General features: G+C 52.5%; 13 protein-coding genes. 12 read left to right on the top strand and 1 reads right to left on the bottom strand.

Annotation, left to right across the window (positions count from 1 at the left end; translation table 11 throughout):
* Positions 1 to 23: 23 nt before the first annotated feature.
* The 11 genes from L6H98_RS04130 to L6H98_RS04080 all read left to right on the top strand — a co-directional run bounded on the left by L6H98_RS04130 (position 24) and on the right by L6H98_RS04080 (position 17,631).
* Positions 24 to 1,250 (top strand): MFS transporter, encoded by a 1,227-nt coding sequence (locus L6H98_RS04130; RefSeq protein ID WP_236413718.1) that lies wholly within the window; start codon positions 24 to 26, stop codon positions 1,248 to 1,250.
* 173 nt (positions 1,251 to 1,423) lie between these two features.
* Positions 1,424 to 2,341, top strand: coding sequence for a class I SAM-dependent methyltransferase (locus L6H98_RS04125; protein WP_236413118.1), 918 nt, complete (start codon positions 1,424 to 1,426; stop codon positions 2,339 to 2,341).
* A 404-nt stretch (positions 2,342 to 2,745) separates the two neighbouring features.
* Entirely contained in the window at positions 2,746 to 4,293 is a 1,548-nt protein-coding gene (locus tag L6H98_RS04120; protein ID WP_236413117.1) for a response regulator, read from the top strand.
* 241 nt (positions 4,294 to 4,534) lie between these two features.
* On the top strand, positions 4,535 to 5,476 hold the full coding sequence (locus L6H98_RS04115) for an ABC transporter permease subunit (RefSeq protein ID WP_236413715.1): 942 nt from the start codon (positions 4,535 to 4,537) through the stop codon (positions 5,474 to 5,476).
* A gap of 15 nt (positions 5,477 to 5,491) precedes the next feature.
* Positions 5,492 to 6,361 (top strand): carbohydrate ABC transporter permease, encoded by an 870-nt coding sequence (locus tag L6H98_RS04110; protein WP_236413116.1) that lies wholly within the window; start codon positions 5,492 to 5,494, stop codon positions 6,359 to 6,361.
* A 90-nt stretch (positions 6,362 to 6,451) separates the two neighbouring features.
* Positions 6,452 to 8,101, top strand: a complete 1,650-nt coding sequence (locus tag L6H98_RS04105; protein ID WP_236413115.1) for an extracellular solute-binding protein — start codon at positions 6,452 to 6,454, stop codon at positions 8,099 to 8,101.
* A 171-nt stretch (positions 8,102 to 8,272) separates the two neighbouring features.
* Positions 8,273 to 10,039: a sensor histidine kinase gene (locus tag L6H98_RS04100; RefSeq protein WP_236413114.1), complete on the top strand. Its 1,767-nt coding sequence runs from the start codon at positions 8,273 to 8,275 to the stop codon at positions 10,037 to 10,039.
* Positions 10,018 to 11,316 carry an ABC transporter substrate-binding protein gene (locus tag L6H98_RS04095; RefSeq protein WP_236413113.1) on the top strand — a complete coding sequence of 433 codons (1,299 nt, stop codon included), beginning with the start codon at positions 10,018 to 10,020 and terminating at the stop codon, positions 11,314 to 11,316. The genes L6H98_RS04100 and L6H98_RS04095 overlap by 22 nt, the downstream gene beginning before the upstream one ends.
* A gap of 456 nt (positions 11,317 to 11,772) precedes the next feature.
* Entirely contained in the window at positions 11,773 to 12,789 is a 1,017-nt protein-coding gene (locus L6H98_RS04090) for a LacI family DNA-binding transcriptional regulator (protein ID WP_236413112.1), read from the top strand.
* Between the two features lie 331 nt (positions 12,790 to 13,120).
* A complete protein-coding gene (locus L6H98_RS04085; RefSeq protein ID WP_236413110.1) occupies positions 13,121 to 16,510 on the top strand; it encodes a cellobiose phosphorylase in 3,390 nt (1,129 codons plus the stop codon).
* A gap of 233 nt (positions 16,511 to 16,743) precedes the next feature.
* Complete coding sequence (locus L6H98_RS04080) at positions 16,744 to 17,631, top strand: GNAT family N-acetyltransferase (protein ID WP_236413108.1); 888 nt, start codon at positions 16,744 to 16,746, stop codon at positions 17,629 to 17,631.
* A 61-nt stretch (positions 17,632 to 17,692) separates the two neighbouring features.
* Here L6H98_RS04080 and L6H98_RS04075 read toward each other — a convergent pair whose 3' ends face one another.
* On the bottom strand, positions 17,693 to 18,895 hold the full coding sequence (locus L6H98_RS04075) for a MerR family transcriptional regulator (RefSeq protein WP_236413106.1): 1,203 nt from the start codon (positions 18,893 to 18,895) through the stop codon (positions 17,693 to 17,695).
* Positions 18,896 to 19,052: 157 nt separating this feature from the next.
* Here L6H98_RS04075 and L6H98_RS04070 point away from each other — a divergent pair, with 157 nt between their 5' ends.
* A complete protein-coding gene (locus L6H98_RS04070; RefSeq protein ID WP_236413104.1) occupies positions 19,053 to 19,550 on the top strand; it encodes a GNAT family N-acetyltransferase in 498 nt (165 codons plus the stop codon).
* The last annotated feature ends 59 nt before the right edge of the window (positions 19,551 to 19,609 follow it).

Below are 19,609 nucleotides of genomic sequence, written 5' to 3'. Positions count from 1 at the left end.
TGAAGGAGAATGGAATCGACATGTTGAGATGGCTTGATACGTATCCGAAAGAAGTAAAAGTGTTTTTGCTCGCAAGCTTGGTCAACGCCACGGGCAGTGCCTTGATGTGGCCTCTGACCACGATGTACGTGTTCGACGAGCTTGGACAAACGATGGCTAATGCCGGGTTCGTCATCCTCATCCAGTCGCTTGGCGGCATATTCGGCCAACTGCTGGGGGGCGCATTGTACCACCGCGTCGGCGTCAAAAAGCTGATCATCGGTTCGCTTGCGCTGAATGCGGCCGGGTTGTTTGCATTGCCGTTCATTAGCGCCTACTGGGTCGTATTCATTTGCGCCATGGGCTGGATCGGCCTGTTCAGTTCATTATCATTGCCTGCAATCCAGGCATTTGTCGGGTTTCGGTTTGCCGAGCGGCGGGCTGAACTGTTCAACGTCATCTATGTGGCGAACAATATCGGCGTGGCCATAGGAACGGCGCTCAGCGGTTTTTTGGCGGACTTTTCGTATCATCTCAGCTTTGTATTGAACGGGGTGACATCAGCGGCATTTGCGGTCTTTTTCTGGTTCTACCTGTCGAAAGCAGAGCCGGAACAGGGGGGCGTGCATCTTGCCAAACGCAGCCGGACCGGTCAAACAGGCGCAAGCACATGGGCTTTGCTCGGCAATGTCAGGTTGTATCTGTTCATGAGCCTGGGCGTGCTGTTTCTGCTGTTCGGCAACTCGATCTGGAATACGGGCGTGTCCCCGTACATCATCTCCGAGGGCATGGAAAAACGAATGTACGGCCTGCTCTGGACGTTGAACGGCGTGCTGATTTTTGTGGGCCAACCGTTCACCACTTGGGTTAAGCGGACCATGGCACGCACGTCCAATGCACAGATGACGGCGAGCGCCGTATTTTACGGCATGGCTTACCTGGTCATGATCACGATGTATAATTATCCGGGCATGGTGCTTGCGATGGTGCTGGCTACGTTCGGGGAAATGCTGATCTCGCCTGCAACCCCGGCGTTTATTTCAGAGCATGCGGGCAGGGCTGCCCCGTTCTATATCGGGTTGTCCGGCGGCATCGGTGCGGTGGGCCGGGTCATCGGGCCGTATGCGATGGGGGTCATGTACGACCACCAGGGACTGATTCCCGTAGCCTGGCTGGCCACGGCCATGGCGGGCGTGGCGGTCATCGGCTTCCTGGTCCATGGGGCAATGAACCGCGGCAGGGAAGCCAAGGAGTACGGGCTGGATGCCTGACTCCTTGTCCGGCTTCGTCCGGCAAGGAGAAGGTCGCTTTTTCGCCAATAGCGGAATTTTTACTTGACAAAAAAGTTTATTTATGCTATAATTTACATATTAAATGATCGCGTATATAATAGGGTTCTCCTGGCCAGGGGAACTCTATTTTTGTATATACGGAGGATTCGACGATGAAGAAGAATGAGTCCAGCATCACATCCCTAATTTCGGCTTTTGCCCGCGCCTACCACAGCGAGCATGATACCCCGCTTATTTTTGACGATTTCCTAGCCAAGCAGCTGATTGCGCCCGAAGAACATGCCATGATTCGCGCAAACATGACGCAGGGCATCACATTTTTCAACAAAGAGATCGCGGAGCGTTACGCCGACGACCTGGACGAAACACTGAAATGGATCGTCCATGTGCAGCTTGCTCCGATTACGTTGTCACGCGCAGCCTATTGCGAGCAGTGTCTGATGAATGAGGTGCGGCTGGGGACCCGGCAATACGTCATTCTTGGCGCAGGGCTGGATACGTTTGCGTTCAGGCACCCGGAACTCCAAGGACTTCTTCACATCTATGAAGCGGATCATCCGGCCACGCAGCAATCCAAACTGGACCGGCTGGGCCGGGCTGGCCTGGACGTTCCCTCTCACCTGCATCCGGTTCCGATGGACTTTATCCATGAACCGGCAATCCGGAAACTAACCGATGCCGGATTCGGACAGCTGAAAACATTTTTCAGCCTGCTGGGCGTATCGTATTACTTGAGTAAAGAAGTGAATGCACGCTTGTTGCGGGAGCTGTTTGCCGATTTGCCTGCCGGAAGCTCTATCGTGTTCGATTATGCCGATGAACGAACATTCAGCACGCAAGGTCTTTCGGGAAGAGTAGAAAAAATGGTGCAAATGGCAGCGATGGGCGGCGAACCGATGCAGTCCTGCTATACCTATGCAGAAATAGAGTCCCTGCTGGCCGATGCCGGGCTGCTTGTGTATGAGCATTTGTCGCCCGAAGACATTCAGCGGCGTTATTTCGAGGGTCGAAGCGACCGGCTGGCCGCGTTTGAGACGATACATTTCATTCATGCCGTGAAAGCACGATAGGATCAAATAGGTTTATTATTTCGGCGTTCAGCCGCGTTCGGATGAGGCAAATGCCTCGGTCCGCACGCGGCTTTTTTGACATTATATAAGTTGAACCGATGATTTTTACACGGAGTCACTACGTGGTCAGAACCATCTTCCGATCCCTGTTATCCCCGGATTTTTTTGATCCCCTTTTTTCAAAGGGAAATCCGGTGAAGCTTATGCTTCCGATGCAGCTTTCTTTCAGAAAGCTTTTAGACCGCTTCGCTTCTCCAGATTCTTCCTGCCCTCTCCGTTATTGTGTAGAAGCTGTTTCCCTTACATTGCGCAAAAGCCGGTATTGGAAACTTTTATGACCGGAATTGTGCAAAATACCCATATAATAGAGAAGTGATCCGCATATAGAGCAGGGGGAAACAGACATGTATAAGGTTCTGCTGGTCGATGACGAATTTTTGATCGTGGATGGAATCGCCAGCGTCATGAATTGGAAGCAGCTCGGCACGGAATTGGTCGGCACCGCGCAAGACGGATTGGAAGCGCTTGCTTTTATTGAGCGCGAACGGCCGGACATCATCATTTCGGACATTCGCATGCCCGGCATGGACGGGCTGCAGCTCGTCGAGAAAGTAGCTTCGAAATACCGGGACATCTCGTTTATTATGCTGACCGGATTTACGGAATTCGAATATGCCAAGAAGGCGATGCAGTACGGGGTGAAGCATTATTTGCTCAAACCGTGCAGCGAAGAAAGCCTCGTGGAAGCCATCGGCGAATTGGTGGGCGAAAAGGACGAATGGACCGATCAGGAGCGGTTTGTGCAATCGATCCAAGCTAATTTGGAACGGGTGCTGCCGCATGCGCAGAAATATTTCCTGAAGGAGCTCGTCACAAACAAGACGTATGGCGCTAAGGAGTGGAAGCATTTTGGCGAGCTGTTCGGCGTGCAGTTCCGAAGCCAGCAGGTACGGCTGTTGCTGGTCGAAATTGAGGGAGAGCACGAATTCATGCATTTGTTTGCCATTCAGAACATTGCCGAGGATATCGTCCGTAATCCGATGCTCAGCACAACCGTCGGACGGCACGTATTGCTCATGATCGAGAATAAACTCACGGAAGATCAGCTCTTTCGCAGCATTGACGAAATCCGTGATACGTTTGCCCGATATTACCATTACGACCTGACGATCGCGCTGAGCGAGCCAGGGGAATTGTCACAGGCACGGCAGCTGTACATGCAGACGCTGGTTTACCTGAATCATCGTTTCTACCTTGGGGAGGGCAGCCTTATCATGGAAAGGGACCTCCTTCCTCCCGAGGAGCGAGGGCTGCCCGAATTCGAATTTGATCAGGAACGCCTCGTTACCGCCATTAAATCAGGGCACTGGCAGGAGGCCGAGAACGAGCTGGATCGCAGCTTCCGTTTGCTGACCGATCTGCGTTACGACATTTCCCAGACGAAGTCCTATCTCATCCAGATGTTCATGGAGATCATCCGCTTAACCGGCCCGGACGAGATGAAGAGGCATATGGAGCGCCTGCCCGGCATGATCGAGACGAGCACGCTTCTTTCGTTCCAGCAATTTCTGCTCGGCACGGCCAAGGACATTGCCATGCAGCGCTACAGACAGCAGCGATCAAGGCAGTCGCAAATGGTGCGAAGCGTCAAACAGCTGGTGGAAAAGCGGTACGGAGATGAGTCGCTTACGCTTCAGGCGATTGCGGCAGAGATCTATATGAACCCGGACTATATCGGCAAAATGTTCAAAAAGGAGACCGACGAGAAATTCACGAACTACGTCATGCGTTACCGGATCGGCAAAGCGATGGAACTGCTGGAGCAGGACGGGGAATGCACGGTTTCCTCGCTTGCGGAGCAAACGGGTTTTGGGGCGAACTGGCCCTATTTCAGCAAAGTATTCAAGAAACTCACGGGCTTCTCTCCTTCGGAATTCAAAAAAGCGCCGTAACCCGATTCGTTCAGCCGGCTCCGTTCTTATGGAAGTGTACCGTACAATTTATATAGTCGCACCCTGTATGCCCGTTATGGCGACAGGGTGTTTTTTTGTCGGACAGAACTCGGTTTTGAGCATTAACATATCGGAAATGGACATGGGAAGAACCGCTTCCGGATTTTATCATTATCCATATGAAGGTGAATGAACATCAGGAATGGGGGCAAGGAGAATGGAATTGAAACGAAGTCCGGTCATGCCATCCGGGCGTTTGAAACCATCCGGCAGATGGGGCGTCGTCAAAAAAGAATTGATCCGCAACAGGTACGTGTACATGATGCTCATTCCCGTCGTTGCCTATTATTTGATCTTCAGCTATGGGCCGATGTACGGGTTGCTGATGGCGTTTCAAGAGTCTTACAGTCCGGTCAAGGGCATCTTGTCCGGGACATGGATCGGGTTTGACAACTTCACGATGTTTTTTGAAAGCTATTACTTCTGGCGGCTGATCAAGAACACGCTCATTTTGAGCTTTTACAGCATCGTGTTCGGGTTCCCGGCTCCGATCATTCTGGCGCTGCTGCTGAACGAAGTGCGCAAAAAATGGTTCAGAAGCACCGTGCAAACGATCAGCTACATGCCACACTTCATTTCCGTCGTCGTCGTGGTCGGAATGTTGAAAACGTTCTCATCTTTGGACGGCGGACTGTTTAACGTCATTCGCGAATTTTTCGACATGCAGCCAATCATGTTCCTGGCGGAAAAAGACATGTTCCGGCCGATGTACATCCTGTCCAACATCTGGCAGGGCGCAGGCTGGGCGTCGATTATCTTTTTGGCCGCGCTTAGCGGCATCGATCCGCAGCTGTATGAGGCTGCCAAAATGGATGGCGCGGGCCGCTGGAGACAACTGCTGCACATTACGCTGCCGGGCATTCTGCCGACCATCGTCATCATGCTGATTTTGCGTCTGGGGGCGGTCATGAACTCCGACTTCCAGAAAATCCTGTTGATGCAGACCGCCCCTACCTATGAAACATCGGACGTCATATCCACTTTTGTATACCGGTCAGGCATATTGGAGGGGAACTATACCTATTCCACCGCCATCGGGTTATTCAACGGCGTCATCAATTTCTCTCTGCTTATTATCGCCAATGCGATCAGCAGAAAGCTCAATTCAACCAGTCTCTGGTGATCGGAAGGTGAAGCGATGAAACGGTCTATAGGGGAACGCGTCTTTGATGCGATCAATGCACTGGTGCTGCTCATGATCATAGTGATCTGCTTTTACCCGATGCTCTATGTCTTTAATTCTTCGATCAGCGACCCGGACCAGATGCTGCGCTCCAGGTCTCTGATGCTGCTGCCCGAGGGTTTTCAGCTCGAGGCATACAAGTCCGTGTTTAAGGATACGCGCATTTACACCGGGTACATGAACACGCTGTTCTATGTGGTCGTCGGTACGGCCATTAACCTGTTGATGACTTCGCTCGCGGCGTACGGGCTGTCGCGCAGCGATCTGATGGGCAGAAAAATGCTGATGCGCATGATCACGTTCACGATGTTTTTCGGCGGGGGCATGATTCCGACCTTCCTGCTCATTCAAAACCTGGGGCTGGTCGATACACGTCTGGCGATGATCATTCCAGGTGCCATCAGCACGTTTTATTTCCTTATCATGAAAACCAATTTTGAAGGCATTCCCATCAGCCTGATCGAATCGGCGAAGCTGGACGGGGCGAATGACTTCCGGATCCTGTTCCGCATCGTGCTGCCGCTGTCGAAGCCGATTCTGGCCGTCATGATGCTGTATTACGCGGTCGATCATTGGAACGATTATGTCGGCCCGATGTTATATCTGCGCAGCCAGGACTTGTATCCGATCCAAATTATTATGAGGGATATCTTGATCAGCAGCAGCACGGAGGCCATGGGGGCGGGAGCCGATACGGGCTTTGCCATCGGGGAAAACATCAAGTATGCCACGATTATCATCTCGACGCTGCCGATCATGCTGGTGTATCCGTTCATCCAGCGTTACTTTGTCCAAGGCGCCCTGATCGGTGCCGTGAAACAATAAATGATATTTTCGTTGCAATATCAGGAAGCTGACTGCGCATGATGCACGGCTTCCGATGTTTATAAAATGACTTAATTGGAGGCGAACAACGTGAAAAAAAGAATGGGGTCCATCCTGCTGTCTTCCCTGCTGACGATGACATTGCTGGCAGGCTGTTCGGGAGGTGCGGAAGAGGAAGCTGCCAAGCCTGCGGAGAGCACGGAGCCTAAGGCCGAGGCACTGACCGAAATTCCGCTGCCGATTACAAGCGAGCCGTTCACCATTGATTACTGGCGGGCAAATGATGCCAAGCTGACGGCTTCCCTCGGTAATTTCGGTGAAATTGCCGCTTACAAAAAGAAGGAGGAGCTGACCGGCATCAAGGTCAATTTCACGCATCCGCCGCTCGGACAGCAGCGCGACCAATTCAATTTGCTGATTTCCACCAAGGAGCTGCCTGACGTCATCTATTACAACTGGGCCGATGCCGTGGGCGGGCCGGAAAAGATGATCAAAGACGGGCGTATCATTCGACTGAACGAACTGATCGACCAGTACGCTCCAAACCTGAAGCGGATTATCGAATCCGACCCGGACGTCAAGAAACAGATTGCGCTCGACGACGGAACGATTTACATGTTCCCGCTGCTCAAGCTGGACGCGCTCAAGCTGAATGCCACCTCCGGTCTGATCATTCGTCAGGATTGGTTGGATAAGCTGAATCTGAAAGCGCCTACAACCATCGACGAGTGGCATACGGTGCTCAAAGCGTTCAAGGAGCAGGACCCGAACGGCAACGGTAAGGCGGATGAACTCCCGTTCACCGGCAACTGGGGTCCCGGCAACCTGACGAAGCTGCACGATTTCGCTCCAGGCTTCGGCGTGATCGGCGGTTTTCAGATGAATGGCGACAAGGTTGAATTCGGACCGATCCAGCCCGGATACCGTGATTTCCTGGAAACGATGGCTCAGTGGTACAAGGAAGGGCTGGTCGACCCCGAAATCATGACCAATGACGGCAAAGCATTTGACTACAAAGTCACCAACAATCTGGCAGGAGCCTATCAAGGCGGTGTGTTCAGCGGCATGGGCAAATATTTCAACCTGATGCGGGATACCAATCCGGATTTCAATGTAACCGGCGTAGCTTCGCCGATATCGCCTGACGGAACGCCTTATGCCGCTTTTAATATGGAAACCAAAGTGTTGAGTTACGGCGAAGCCATCACTTCCTCTGCCGATGAGGACAAATTGAAATATATCGTGCAGTGGATGGATTACAATTACAGTGAGGAAGGCAGCGATCTGTTCAACTTCGGAATCGAGAACGAGAGTTACGTAAAGGATGGAGACGGTGTGAAATTCACCGAAACCATTACGAACAATCCCCAAGGGCTGACGTATGACCAGGCATTGGCTGCTTATGCGTTGTCCATCATGGACGGCCCGATCAACCAGGACAGCCGTTATTTGGACGCTTTGCTCTTCGATGATGGACAGCGAGCCGCCAACGAGGCATGGATGAAATCCAGCTCGGCACTCACGCTGCCCCCGATTCGCCTGTCGACGGAAGAAGCGAGCACAAGCACATCCATCATGAGCCAGGTCAACACGTATTTGAATGAAACGATGACGGCCATCATCAGTGGGCAGAAACCGATCACCGAATTCGACGCCATGGTGGAAACGATCAAAAGCATGGGCATCGATCGGGCCATCGAGGTGCATCAGGCTGCTTACGACCGTTATCAAGCCAAATAACCGTTTTCATATTAGATGGTGATCGCAGGCGATATGCGGGAAACGGCTTCATCGGATGGGCAATATGCATTCATGGTCATACTTTGGCCGTCCTGTCCCAATTCGACAGAAAGTCTCCCCTCCATGTGATATAAGTAGTGTTAACACGTGGTGCAAAGGAGCGCACTTGCCATGACAGCCTACCGCAGATTAAGCATCAAAATGAAAATGTTTCTCATGATTATGCTCATGATGGCCCTGGTCATCACGCTGGCGTTCACTTCCCTGTATTACACGTACTCCGTTTACGACCGACAGCTGTATGACAAATCATCGAGGCTGCTGAACCTTTCATCCTCCACGGTGGATGTGGAGCTTAAAAAATTGGAGGCACTGTCCCTCGATATCATTTCGGATAACGTCATTCAGAAGGCGCTCAAATCACTGCTGCAGGACGAGACGGATTACTCAAGCTTCATCGAACGCAAGAAGATGACGGATCGGCTCTGGGAGCACATTAGCGGGACTGCACGATACGTGCAGTCCGTTCATCTGATTGATGCGCAAGGCATGGTGAACAAATATGGCGAGACGCTGACCGTGCCGCAGGAAAAATACGATCGAATGATTCAGGCCGCCGAACGGGCAGATGGCGCGGTGCGCTGGTTGTACCCCGATGACGACGATCCGATGCTGGTCCTGGTACGCCAAGTTCGGGCTTATGAACCCATGACGCTGGAGCCGGTCGGTATTCTGTTTCTGCGTATCCATATCGAACGGCTCGTCGAGGACTATGCCGGGATCGACAGCGAGGACAGCGACATCGTACTGAAGGCGGGAGACGAAGTCGTGTACCCCTACCGCAAGCTTCCAGAGTCAGTATCCTCCGGTTTGAAACCGCTTCCCGGAAGCGGTGGATATGAGATCAAAAATTTGAACGGAAAGGCTGTGTTCCTGGCCCAGAAGAAATCGGGACATACAGGCTGGAGCTATTACAACATGGTTTCTTACGAAGACGTGTTCCAGAGCATCATCTGGCTGAAAAACGCGCTCGTCGTCGTGTATCTGATTGCCATCGTGTTTATGCTGGGACTGGGAATGGCGTTTGCACGCAGCCTCACCAAGCCGATCCGACAGTTGACTTTGCAAATGAAGGAAGTGCAGCACGGTGACCTTGGAAGCATGGATGCCAGCATCTCCATGCCGGCGTCCCAACAGATGGATGAGCTGGGGCTGCTGCAGCGCACCTATCGGCTAATGATCACGCGCATCAATACGCTGATTAAAGAAAATTATGCGAGCCGGTTGGTCATTAAGGAAACCGAGTTCAAGGCGCTGCAGGCCCAGATCAACCCCCACTTTTTGTACAACGCGCTCGATTCGGTGCACTGGCTGGCCAAAAAAAACCGGCAGGAGCAAATATCCCGCATGGTGCTATCGCTGGGGTACCTGCTGCGCGCGTCCATCAGCTTCAAAAAAAACGTCATCACGCTGGCCGAAGAATTAGAAATCGTCAATCACTACATTACGATTCAGAAATATCGTTTTCAGCAGCGGCTCGATTTCCGATTGGACGTACCCGCTGCGTACCTTGGGTGCTCCATACCCAAGATGACACTGCAGCCGCTGATTGAAAATGCGATTCAATACGGATTGGAGCCCCAAGTCGGGCCATGTCTGATCAGGGTGTGGTCTGAGGTGCAGGCTGAGAATCTCATGGTCATCGTTGAGGACCATGGTCCAGGCATGGCCCCGGAATATGTGGAACGCGTGCTGCGCGGCGAAGTGGAAACGCGAGGCACCGGCATCGGGCTGCTGAATATCAGGGAGCGATTGCGTTTGTCTTTTGGGGAAGAGTACGATATTGCATTGGAGAGCAGGCCGGGATACGGAACCCGGGTTACGGTCATGCTGCCGCTGCCAAAGGAGGAAGAGCTGTGGGAAGATGGCTGCGAATGATCGGGATCATCGGCATGATGATCGCCCTTGCGGGATGTGTACCCCAGCTTGCCCATCGGCCCGGCATGATCGTGGAGGAAGAACCGGTTACGCTGCGCATAGCCTGGTGGGGCGGCGAATTTCGCAACGATGCGACCATTGCCGTTATCAAGCTGTATGAGGAGATGAACCCGCACGTACGCATCGAATACGAGTACAGCAGCTTCAACGAATATTGGAAAAGGATGGCCCCCCACGCAGCGGGCAATGCCTTGCCCGATATCATTCAGATGGACATTTCCTACTTGTCCCAGTACAGCTCGCTGCAGCTTTTGGAGGATTTGACGCCGTATATCGATAAAGGGCTAATCGACACGAAAGACATGGATCCTCAGCAGGTGCAAGGCGGAAGCATTGACGGCAAGGTCTATGGCCTTAGCCTCGGCGTCAATGCCATGTTAAGCATGTACGATCCGGAAGTCCTGAAGACGCAAGGGATCGAGGAGCCAACCGAGAAATGGACATGGGAAGATTTTGAACGGATGGGGGAAGAGCTGATCGGCAAAGACGTCTACGTGGGCACCTATTTCACCCCGGAACAGTTCTTTGCGTATTATCTGAGGCAGCATGGCTACAAGTTATATGACGAGGACGGCAAACGGCTCGGGTACGAGGATGATGCGTTGTTCGTCGATTACTTCGGCCGGATGCAGCGCTTGGCGAAGAGCAAGCTGATTTTTGCGCCAGACATTTGGACCTCGGACATCGGCAAGCCGGATAGTGATCCGTTCTACAGAGGCGAGGCGTTATTCAGCTGGGGATATTCGAATCAGTACATCAGCACCGTCCAGCGTTATGGCAAGCTTTTATCCATCGCGCCGATGCCGGGACCAGACAATGACAAAGGATTGTTTCTGAAGCCGGGCATGTTTTTCTCCATCGCGGGCAATTCCAGGCACAAGGAGGAGGCTGCACGATTCATCAGCTTTTTCGTCAATGATTTGGAAGCCAATATGCTGCTCAAGGGAGAGCGGGGCGTGCCCGTATCTTCCACTGTGAAAGAGCAGATGAAGCAGCTGGTTGAGCCTGAATTGGCGCGGGTATTCGAGTATATCGATTGGGTGGAAAACAACAGCAGTCCCATCGATCCTCCCGACCCTGTAGAGACGCCGGAAGTGACCCTGGTGCTGCGCGATTTATATGACCAGCTTTTATTTGGCCGGATTACGCCGGAAGAGGCGGCACAGCAATTTCGGGAACAGGCCGACGCCATTTTGGGCAGGGGGACCGTTCCTTAACGCAATACCAAAAGAAGGGGGGGTCCGGGCTGCCCTTCCTTTGCGTAATTATGGGGTGTATGACGACGAAAACGAGTCAGCGGGCATACTTAATTCTGCGAAAATGGATAAAATGGTTGAAATCGCTGTCAACTCCGTCTATAATGATAGTGTCGAAACGTTTCAATGCATGGTTTTATAAGCTGTTTTTTTAAAGCAACATGGGCGTTATTCCATCTTCTTCATTTTTTGAAGTTGTTTTGATGAACGAGCACCCACGTAGATGGGTGTGTATACTGGAATTCAAGCCGGCGCAAGCAGGTCCATTTTTTTTGGAAACACCTCGAAACGTTTCGAATCAAATGAGGGAAATCAATATCATGTTTTTGTATAGAATTAAGTGGTTGTTATAACCATTTACAGTATAAAATGTAGTTAAAATGAGATTTTGTTCTTGTAAGAAGGGGCGAACGTGGAATGGCAACGATTAAGGATGTGGCCAAGCTGGCAGGTGTGGCATTATCGACGGCATCCTATGCATTGAACGGGGACAGCAAGGTGAGTGCCAAGACCAGGGCTAAAGTGCTCGAGGCAGCACGGGAACTGAATTACCGCAAAAACGGCTTTGCCATGGACCTGAAGCGGAGCCGGACCAATACGATTGCGCTGATCCTGACCGACTTGTCGGGTCCGTATTATTCCGAACTGATCCGCAGCGTGCAGGACGTGGCGTTGGCTAACGGATACGATCTGATCGCGTGCAGCTCCATGGGGGGCCGCGATTCGACGGCCGTGCGGTTTTTGCGTGAGAAGAGGGTGGATGGAGCCATCGTTTTGGCGCATAACATCCATGACGATATTTTGGTGGAGTCGGCCGGGGAGCGTTTTCCGATCATCGTGATGGACCGCCATTTGTCCGGAGACCATCTGGTCAATGTACTTGTGGACGGGGAGCAGGGCGGATATTTGGCTACGCGTCATCTGATCCAAGGCGGCCACCGGACGATTGCTTATATCAGCGGGCCGTCCAATTCGTACGATAACGCTTTGAGATATCAAGGTTATATCCGGGCGATGCAGGAGGCTGGCCTGGAAGAGCGCTCGAAATGGCGCCTGAGCGGGAATTTCGTACGCGAGGGCGGGTATAGCGCAACCAAGATGATGATCATGCAAAAGGATCTTCCGTCGGCGGTTTTTTACGGGAATGACGAGATGGCGATCGGCGGATTGAAAGCGCTGGAGGAGAGCGGCATTCGGGTGCCGGAAGATATCTCGGTGATCGGCTTCGACGATATTCAGCTGTCGGAGTACGTGCACCCGCCGCTGACGACGGTACGCCAGCCCAAGCACGAAGCCGGATCGCTCGCAGGGCATTTGCTGTTCCAGATGTTGAATGGCGAAGCGGTCAACCCCTCCTATACGCTGACGATCGACATGGTAGAGCGCCGCTCTGTTCGTGCTGTGCAAGCCGAATCGGGTGTATCGCCTGCGTAGCTGCTGCCTGCAGGCCACCCCATAATGGGCCTGGAAGGCAGCGCGTAAAGAGGTGTCATTGGCTGAGTGCTGGAGCAGCTGAGTGTATATATGTATGCTGCCCCAATCATTGGGCAGCGCTTGGCAAGCTTGGCCAAATGGCCCATGGAGTGAGGCATAACTCCCGGTTCATGGGAAACGGCCTCATGACAATGCATAGGTAATATAGGTTCATCGATGGAAGTTTGCCTGCTCAGGTAAATTTCCAGAGGGACCTCTATTGTTTTCCAATAAAATCGAAACGTTTCGATTCATCGTTCTTTGTAGTACATTTCATTAAGGAGTGAGCCAATTGACAACGAAAACACATGAATCCATCCGTCTGAAGGCCGGGGACCTGACTTTTACTTTCATGAACAGCGGCGACCTGTACCAGGCTTCTTTGGGCAGCACGATGCTGAATCAACTGCTCGGCAATCCGCTCGACGGTTCTTTGAACAATCTGTACTTGCGGGTGTATGAAGGAGAATCCATTAGCGCGTATCCGCTGCTGGGCGTTCATTCCGGCAGCAAGCTGTCCCATGGTGGGGAAGCTGGCGATCAACTGATCTGGGAAGGCAGCGTACAGCCGGAAGGGGTCGGGCAAGCGATCGGTTATCGGGTCGTATTTACGGCAACCTCGCAAGGCGTGTGGTTCTGGGACGTAACGCTGAATGGACAACATGACGGCGTAGACGTCGTTTACGGGCAGGATATCGGTTTGGCCGATCCGGGAGCCGTGCGCAGCAATGAAGCGTATCTGTCGCAGTATATCGATCATGCGGTATTCGAGGATGGAGCCAAAGGATTCGTCGTATGCTCGCGTCAAAACCAACCGCAAGGCGGTGCATTTCCGTACATGCAGCAAGGCTCGCTCACGAGGGCGGTTGGATACTCCACGGACGGTTTTCAGTTCTTCGGATTGTCTTATAAGGAAACGAATGAACCGGAAAGCTTGAAGCATGCCAAATTGGCCAATGAAACGTATCAATATGAGTTTGCTTACACGGCCCTGCAATCCGAACTGCTGAAGCTGGACGGCGAAGCACGAGTGGTATTTTACGGATTGGCCAAACCGGATCATGCTGCCGCCATCACTGCATTGGAATATGGAGAAGAGATCGAAGCTGCTTGGGAATCCGTGCAAAACCGCAGCCTGAAAAGCGGCGAAACGTTGGAGCAAGTGAAACGCTCCTCCATGATCGGCGAACCTCTGGCTGCGCTCGACATGTCCGAAGAAGAGGTGCAAGCCTTATTCCCGCAGCGCCATCAGGAAGAGCGCGGCGAGGGCAAGCTGCTGTCCTTCTTTACGGAGAACTATGAGCATGTTGTGCTGAAAGCGAAGGAATTGCTGGTGGAGCGTCCGCACGGTCATATTCTGATGAGCGGGCGCAACGTGAAGCTCGGAACGCCGGTCATTACGACGACCTCGTATATTTACGGCATTTTCAATTCCCAACTGGTCATCGGCAACACCAATTTCAACAAAATGATGAGCAATGCGCGGAACGCGTTGAACGTGCCAAAAACGGCAGGACAGCGCATCTACGTGGAAATGGACGGGAAATACCGCCTGCTGACGATGCCATCCCTGTTCGAAATCGGCTTCAACTACGTGCGCTGGATGTACAAAACCGCATCCGATATGATCGTGGTGACGAACTATACCACAACTGCTGCAACAGAAGTGCGCCTCAACGTAAGTTCTGCCAGCGGCAAGGCATACCGTTACCTAGTGACCAACCAGATCACGATGAACGTAAACGAGTACGAATATCCGCTGCATATGGTGCAGGAAGGCCAAGTGCTCGTGTTTAAGGCCGATCCGAAAGCGATCAGTTCCTCGGCGTATCCAGGGCTGCAATACCGGTTATCCGTGGAAGGTGCATCCATTGCCGCAGGGGACGAGACCTTACTGGCGAGCGGCGTAGGAAGCGGAAGCGCGTCTCTCGTCGTGTTAAGCCTGGATAGCTCCAGCGAATGGACGATGACGATTGAAGGCGTTTTGGAGCAGGGCGCGAACGGCACAGCCGAGGCGAAGGCGCTGTCCTTTGAGGAAGAAGTGCAGGCATACCGCGAATTTTTCGCAGGGGTGATGAACGGGTTCCGCCTGTCCCGCGGAGAAGGACAAAGCGCGGAGGATCTCTTTAAAGTCAACGCACTGGCTTGGTGGTATACCCACAACATGCTTGTTCACTACTCCGTACCTCACGGACTGGAGCAATACGGCGGTGCCGCATGGGGAACGCGCGACGTATGTCAGGGACCGGTGGAATATTTCATGGCTACCCAGAAATACGAGCAAGTCCGGGACATCATCAAAATGGTGTACACGCATCAATACGAAGACGACGGCAGCTGGCCGCAATGGTTCATGTTCGACAACTATTATGCGATCCAGCAGGAAGAGAGCCATGGCGACATTATCGTTTGGCCATTGAAAGTGCTGGCAGACTATCTGACGTCGACCCGCGATTATGCGATTTTGGACGAGAAGGTTCCTTATACGGTTAAACATGAGTTTGGCTTTACGGACGAAACGTTCACGGTGCTGGAGCATGCGAAAAAAGAGATCGAGTACATTCGTACCCATTTCCTGCACGACACGTTCCTGTCCTCGTACGGCGACGGCGACTGGGACGATACACTCCAGCCGGCCAATGCACAGCTGAAGCAATATATGGTCAGCAGCTGGACCGTGGCCTTGACGTACCAAGCGATGAAGGTGCTGTCCGGGGCGCTGCAACAGAAAGACGCGGCCTTTGCCAAAGAGCTGGGCGCTTTGGCTGAAGGCATTCGCGGCGACTTCAACCGCTATATGCTCGGCACGGACGTGATTCCTGGCTTCGTATACATGGAGCACGCCGACCAACCGAAATTGATGCTGCATCCAACCGACGAAGAAACAGGCATTCAGTACCGCCTGCTGCCGATGACGCGCAGCATGATCGGCGAACTGTTGACGCCGGAGCAAGCCGAAGCGCACTATGCTTTGATTCGCGAGCAGTTCCTGTGCCCGGACGGCGTTCGCCTGATGAACCGCCCGGCACAGTATGCCGGCGGCGTTAGCTCGCATTTCAAACGTGCGGAGCAGGCGTCCAACTTCGGACGGGAAATCGGCCTGCAGTACGTGCATGCCCACATCCGTTACGTGGAAGCGATGGCGAAGCTGGGCAAAACCGATCAAGTGTGGAACGGCCTTGCGATCATCAACCCGGTCGGCATCGGCGAAGTGGTGCCGAACGCGGAGATTCGCCAAGCGAATGCGTACTTCAGCAGCTCGGACGGCAAGTTCAACACGCGTTACGAGGCGCAGGAGCATTTCGAACAGCTCCGCACGGGAGCCGTTCCGGTCAAAGGCGGATGGAGAATCTACTCCAGCGGCCCGGGGATCTACATGAACCAGCTGATCTCCAATGCGCTGGGCATTCGGCAGGACGGCGGCGATCTCGTAATCGACCCGGTGCTTCCTCCCGAATTGGACGGCATGCAGTTCGAATTCGAGTACGCCGGTACCCCCGTAACCTTTGTGTACCACCTGAACGGCAGCACGGGTGTGCAGCGCGTAGCCGTGGACGGCAAAGACGTATCCGGTGAGCAAACGAATAACCGTTACCGTCAGGGCGGCCTCTGCATTTCGCTGGACAAGTTCAGACAGGCAAGCAGCAGCACTGAGCGTGCAGTTGTTGATATCTACATGTAAAGTTAACAAAGTGGCGAATGCCTTGGTTCCACAATCTGTGGGACTAAGGCATTTTTTCGTAGTTTTGTAGATTGAAAGACATAAGAACTGAATTCATTTGAAAGAGAAGATGTGTTGTGAAATTATGTATTTAAATGTATGATTTTGTATCATCAAGAATCTGAACTTGGTATCGATTTTCCCAATACTTATGTCCCGTTGGTAAGTGTTCTTGGGGCAGGGAGGTGGATGGCATGAATGGAAGTTTGGGGTTGGACCAATTAGCGCGGATCTCCAAATTCATTGCCGAACTTAATGTGCAAAAGAGACACCATATCGGTTACGTAGGTGAACAGGAAGACGAAATCCTTAAAACCCTTCATGAGGAATTTAATGGGGAAGGAAGGTGGGAGCGTTATTTCACGCAGGTATTGGAAAATGATCGAATCATCGGAGTGCTGGGGCTGAACATCGATGAAGAGACCGGGAATGCGGAGATGTGGGGGCCCTATGTTGACGGTACAGATCAAGATTACATAACCGTTGCTGCTGATTTGTGGAACCGTGGCATCGCTAAAGTTGGAAATGTGGTTAGGGAATACCATGGATTTTACAATAAGGAGAATGTTCGAAGTCACGAGTTCATGGAATATTTACAGGCCCAAAAAATGGGCGGGCACATGATCATGAAATTGAAAAAGCCTGGATGCTCCTGGAGCTTGGACCACGCTGTTCAGAAGATTTCTCCTGAGTGGCATGAAGACTTTATTCGTTTGCATGCCAGAGCGTTTCCGAATACGTATTATAATGCGGAAAATGTGCTGCAGCTTGCCAATAAAGAAGACAACAGATTATATGTTGCCATCGTCGAAGGGGATTTTGCAGGGTATTGTTATACTGAAGCTGAGCCGGATTTTCAGGAAGGCAACATTGAGTATATAGCCGTAGATGAACAGTACCGAGGGAAGGGAATCGGAAAAAATTTGCTTTATGCCGCGCTCAATGACCTGTTTTTCAAAGATTCGATCCATGAGGTATCTATTTGTGTGGATGAATTCAATGCAGCTGCGGCGGGGTTATACCGATGTGCCGGCTTTTATACAGATAATGTGCTGCAATACTATAAAGTGACGATTGGATAGCCAAAAGACGAGTGGTAAAAGGATTGATCCTCCTGTGGGCATAAGGAGAATCAATCTTTTTTTATCGCAAAGGTACGGCGAGCAAGGTGTGCAGCAGGTCATTATGCCGAAACGCCTTCGTAACGTAGCCGTGCTGTTCCAGCCAGCGGCACAGCTCGTCCAGCAAAGGGAAATGGCGCTCCCTTACGGCGCGGAGCATTGCTTCATCGCCTGCTGCTTCCGCCGCACGGACGTATCGATCCCGGTATGCCGCGTCGACATACATGAGATCGGTCAGGCCGATGCGTCCCCGTGCGGTGAGGACACGCTGCATTTCTTGAAGCCCCAGCTGCTGCTGATCCGGACTCAGGTGATGGAAGGCAAAGCTGGAGACGAGAAAATCAAACGACCGATCGGCAAAGGGCAGCGCCAGAAAATTGCCCAGTCTCACCTGCATCTCCGGATATTTGGTGCGGCAGGCGCGAAGCATTTCTCGAGACTGGTCGATGCCAGTTATGATGGCACCGCGTTCCAGCAGCTTTCCGGCCAGATTGCCCGTGCCTGTGCCGATATCCAGGCCCCTTTCGCCCTGAGCCGGGCTGATCCAGTTAGCCGTTTGTTCCAGCGCCTCGTTATAGTTGTCATAGAGAGAAAAGGAGGAATCTTCCCCGGCATCGGCGTGCCCGATGCTTGCGGTTACCTCTTCCGGGATGCATCCGCAAGCGGATCTGTCCTCAGCTTCCGAGGCAGCCGAAGCAGATGTTTGATGCTCTGTATTCGATGGGAGCTGCTCCTCTGTGGTTCTTCTGCCTGCGCTACGGACACGCTGGTCATGAATGGCGGCTTGTTTGTCGTAATTCCAGCGGTCGTGCCAGTTCTGCCGCGCTTCCCTAAGGCGGCGCGCACTTTGAGCCAGATCATGGAGATGGCTGACGTTCAGAGGCCCGTCCGAGCGGTTGATTTCGATCATGCGCTGGGTTGTATCCAGCATGCGTTTCAATTCGACCCACTGGGCGTACATAACGGCTTGCTGAAGCTCGAGGTATTCCTCAAGCTTCTGCGGGTTGCCGCGATCAATTTCGGCCAGTGCCTGGGCGATGTCTTGAATGGACATGCCGATCTCGCGCAGGGCGGATATGGTTTGTAAACGCCAAATATCGTTCTCCGTATAGATGCGGTAACCGTTCTCCGGTTGTTTGGCAGGCCGAAGGAGTCCTTTTTCCTCATAGAAACGAATGGCCCTGGCCGAAATGCCAAGCCGGTCGGCAGCTTCCTTAATATTCATCGCCCTTACCTCCTGCTGTGATCTCCGTTGAGCCTAAGTATAAACGATTACGTTACGTCAAGGTTAAGAGTTAAGGAAGGGATTTTAGCTGCAGGTCTGAGCTATGCTACAATACATGGACAAGGGAAGAATGAATGCAGGAAAGGTTGAAAAAAACATGCTCACACAGGACACATGCCATATACGTCTATCCGAAATGAAAGATGCGGACCAACTGATGGAACTGGATGCGCTCGTATGGACGGACCAGACCTCACCCGCGCCGATGCAATGGCGCTCCCGCCAGCAGTATTTGCAGCACTGTCCTCCAGGCAGCCAGTTGGTGGCAACCATGGGGGATCGGGTATGCGGGCTGGTAGGGTTTCGGCCTGCCACGGGAATGCACAGCAACAGCCATGTCTATGAAATTCATATTGCCGTGCATCCCGAATACCGCAGAAATGGCATTGCAACGTCATTAATGGATGCCATGAAACGGCATGCGTCGGAGCAAGGAATCCGAAAATTGCGTTTGCGGGTGTTGTCGAGCAACGCGGGGGCGGTAGCTTTCTATGAACGGTGCGGATTCAAAATGGAAGGCCGCTTGGTGGCGGAATTTTATATTCACGGCCAATATGTGGACGATATTTTGATGGGCTTTTTTGTGGAAGGATAGAATGCATCCGTGAACTCTCCTCAGCGATTGACGCTTTGAATGTAACGATATACCAAACT

This window comes from Paenibacillus sp. JJ-223 (assembly GCF_927798175.1).
Lineage (GTDB): Bacteria > Bacillota > Bacilli > Paenibacillales > Paenibacillaceae > Paenibacillus > Paenibacillus hubeiensis.
This window is presented reverse-complemented; position numbering and strand designations above follow the sequence as displayed.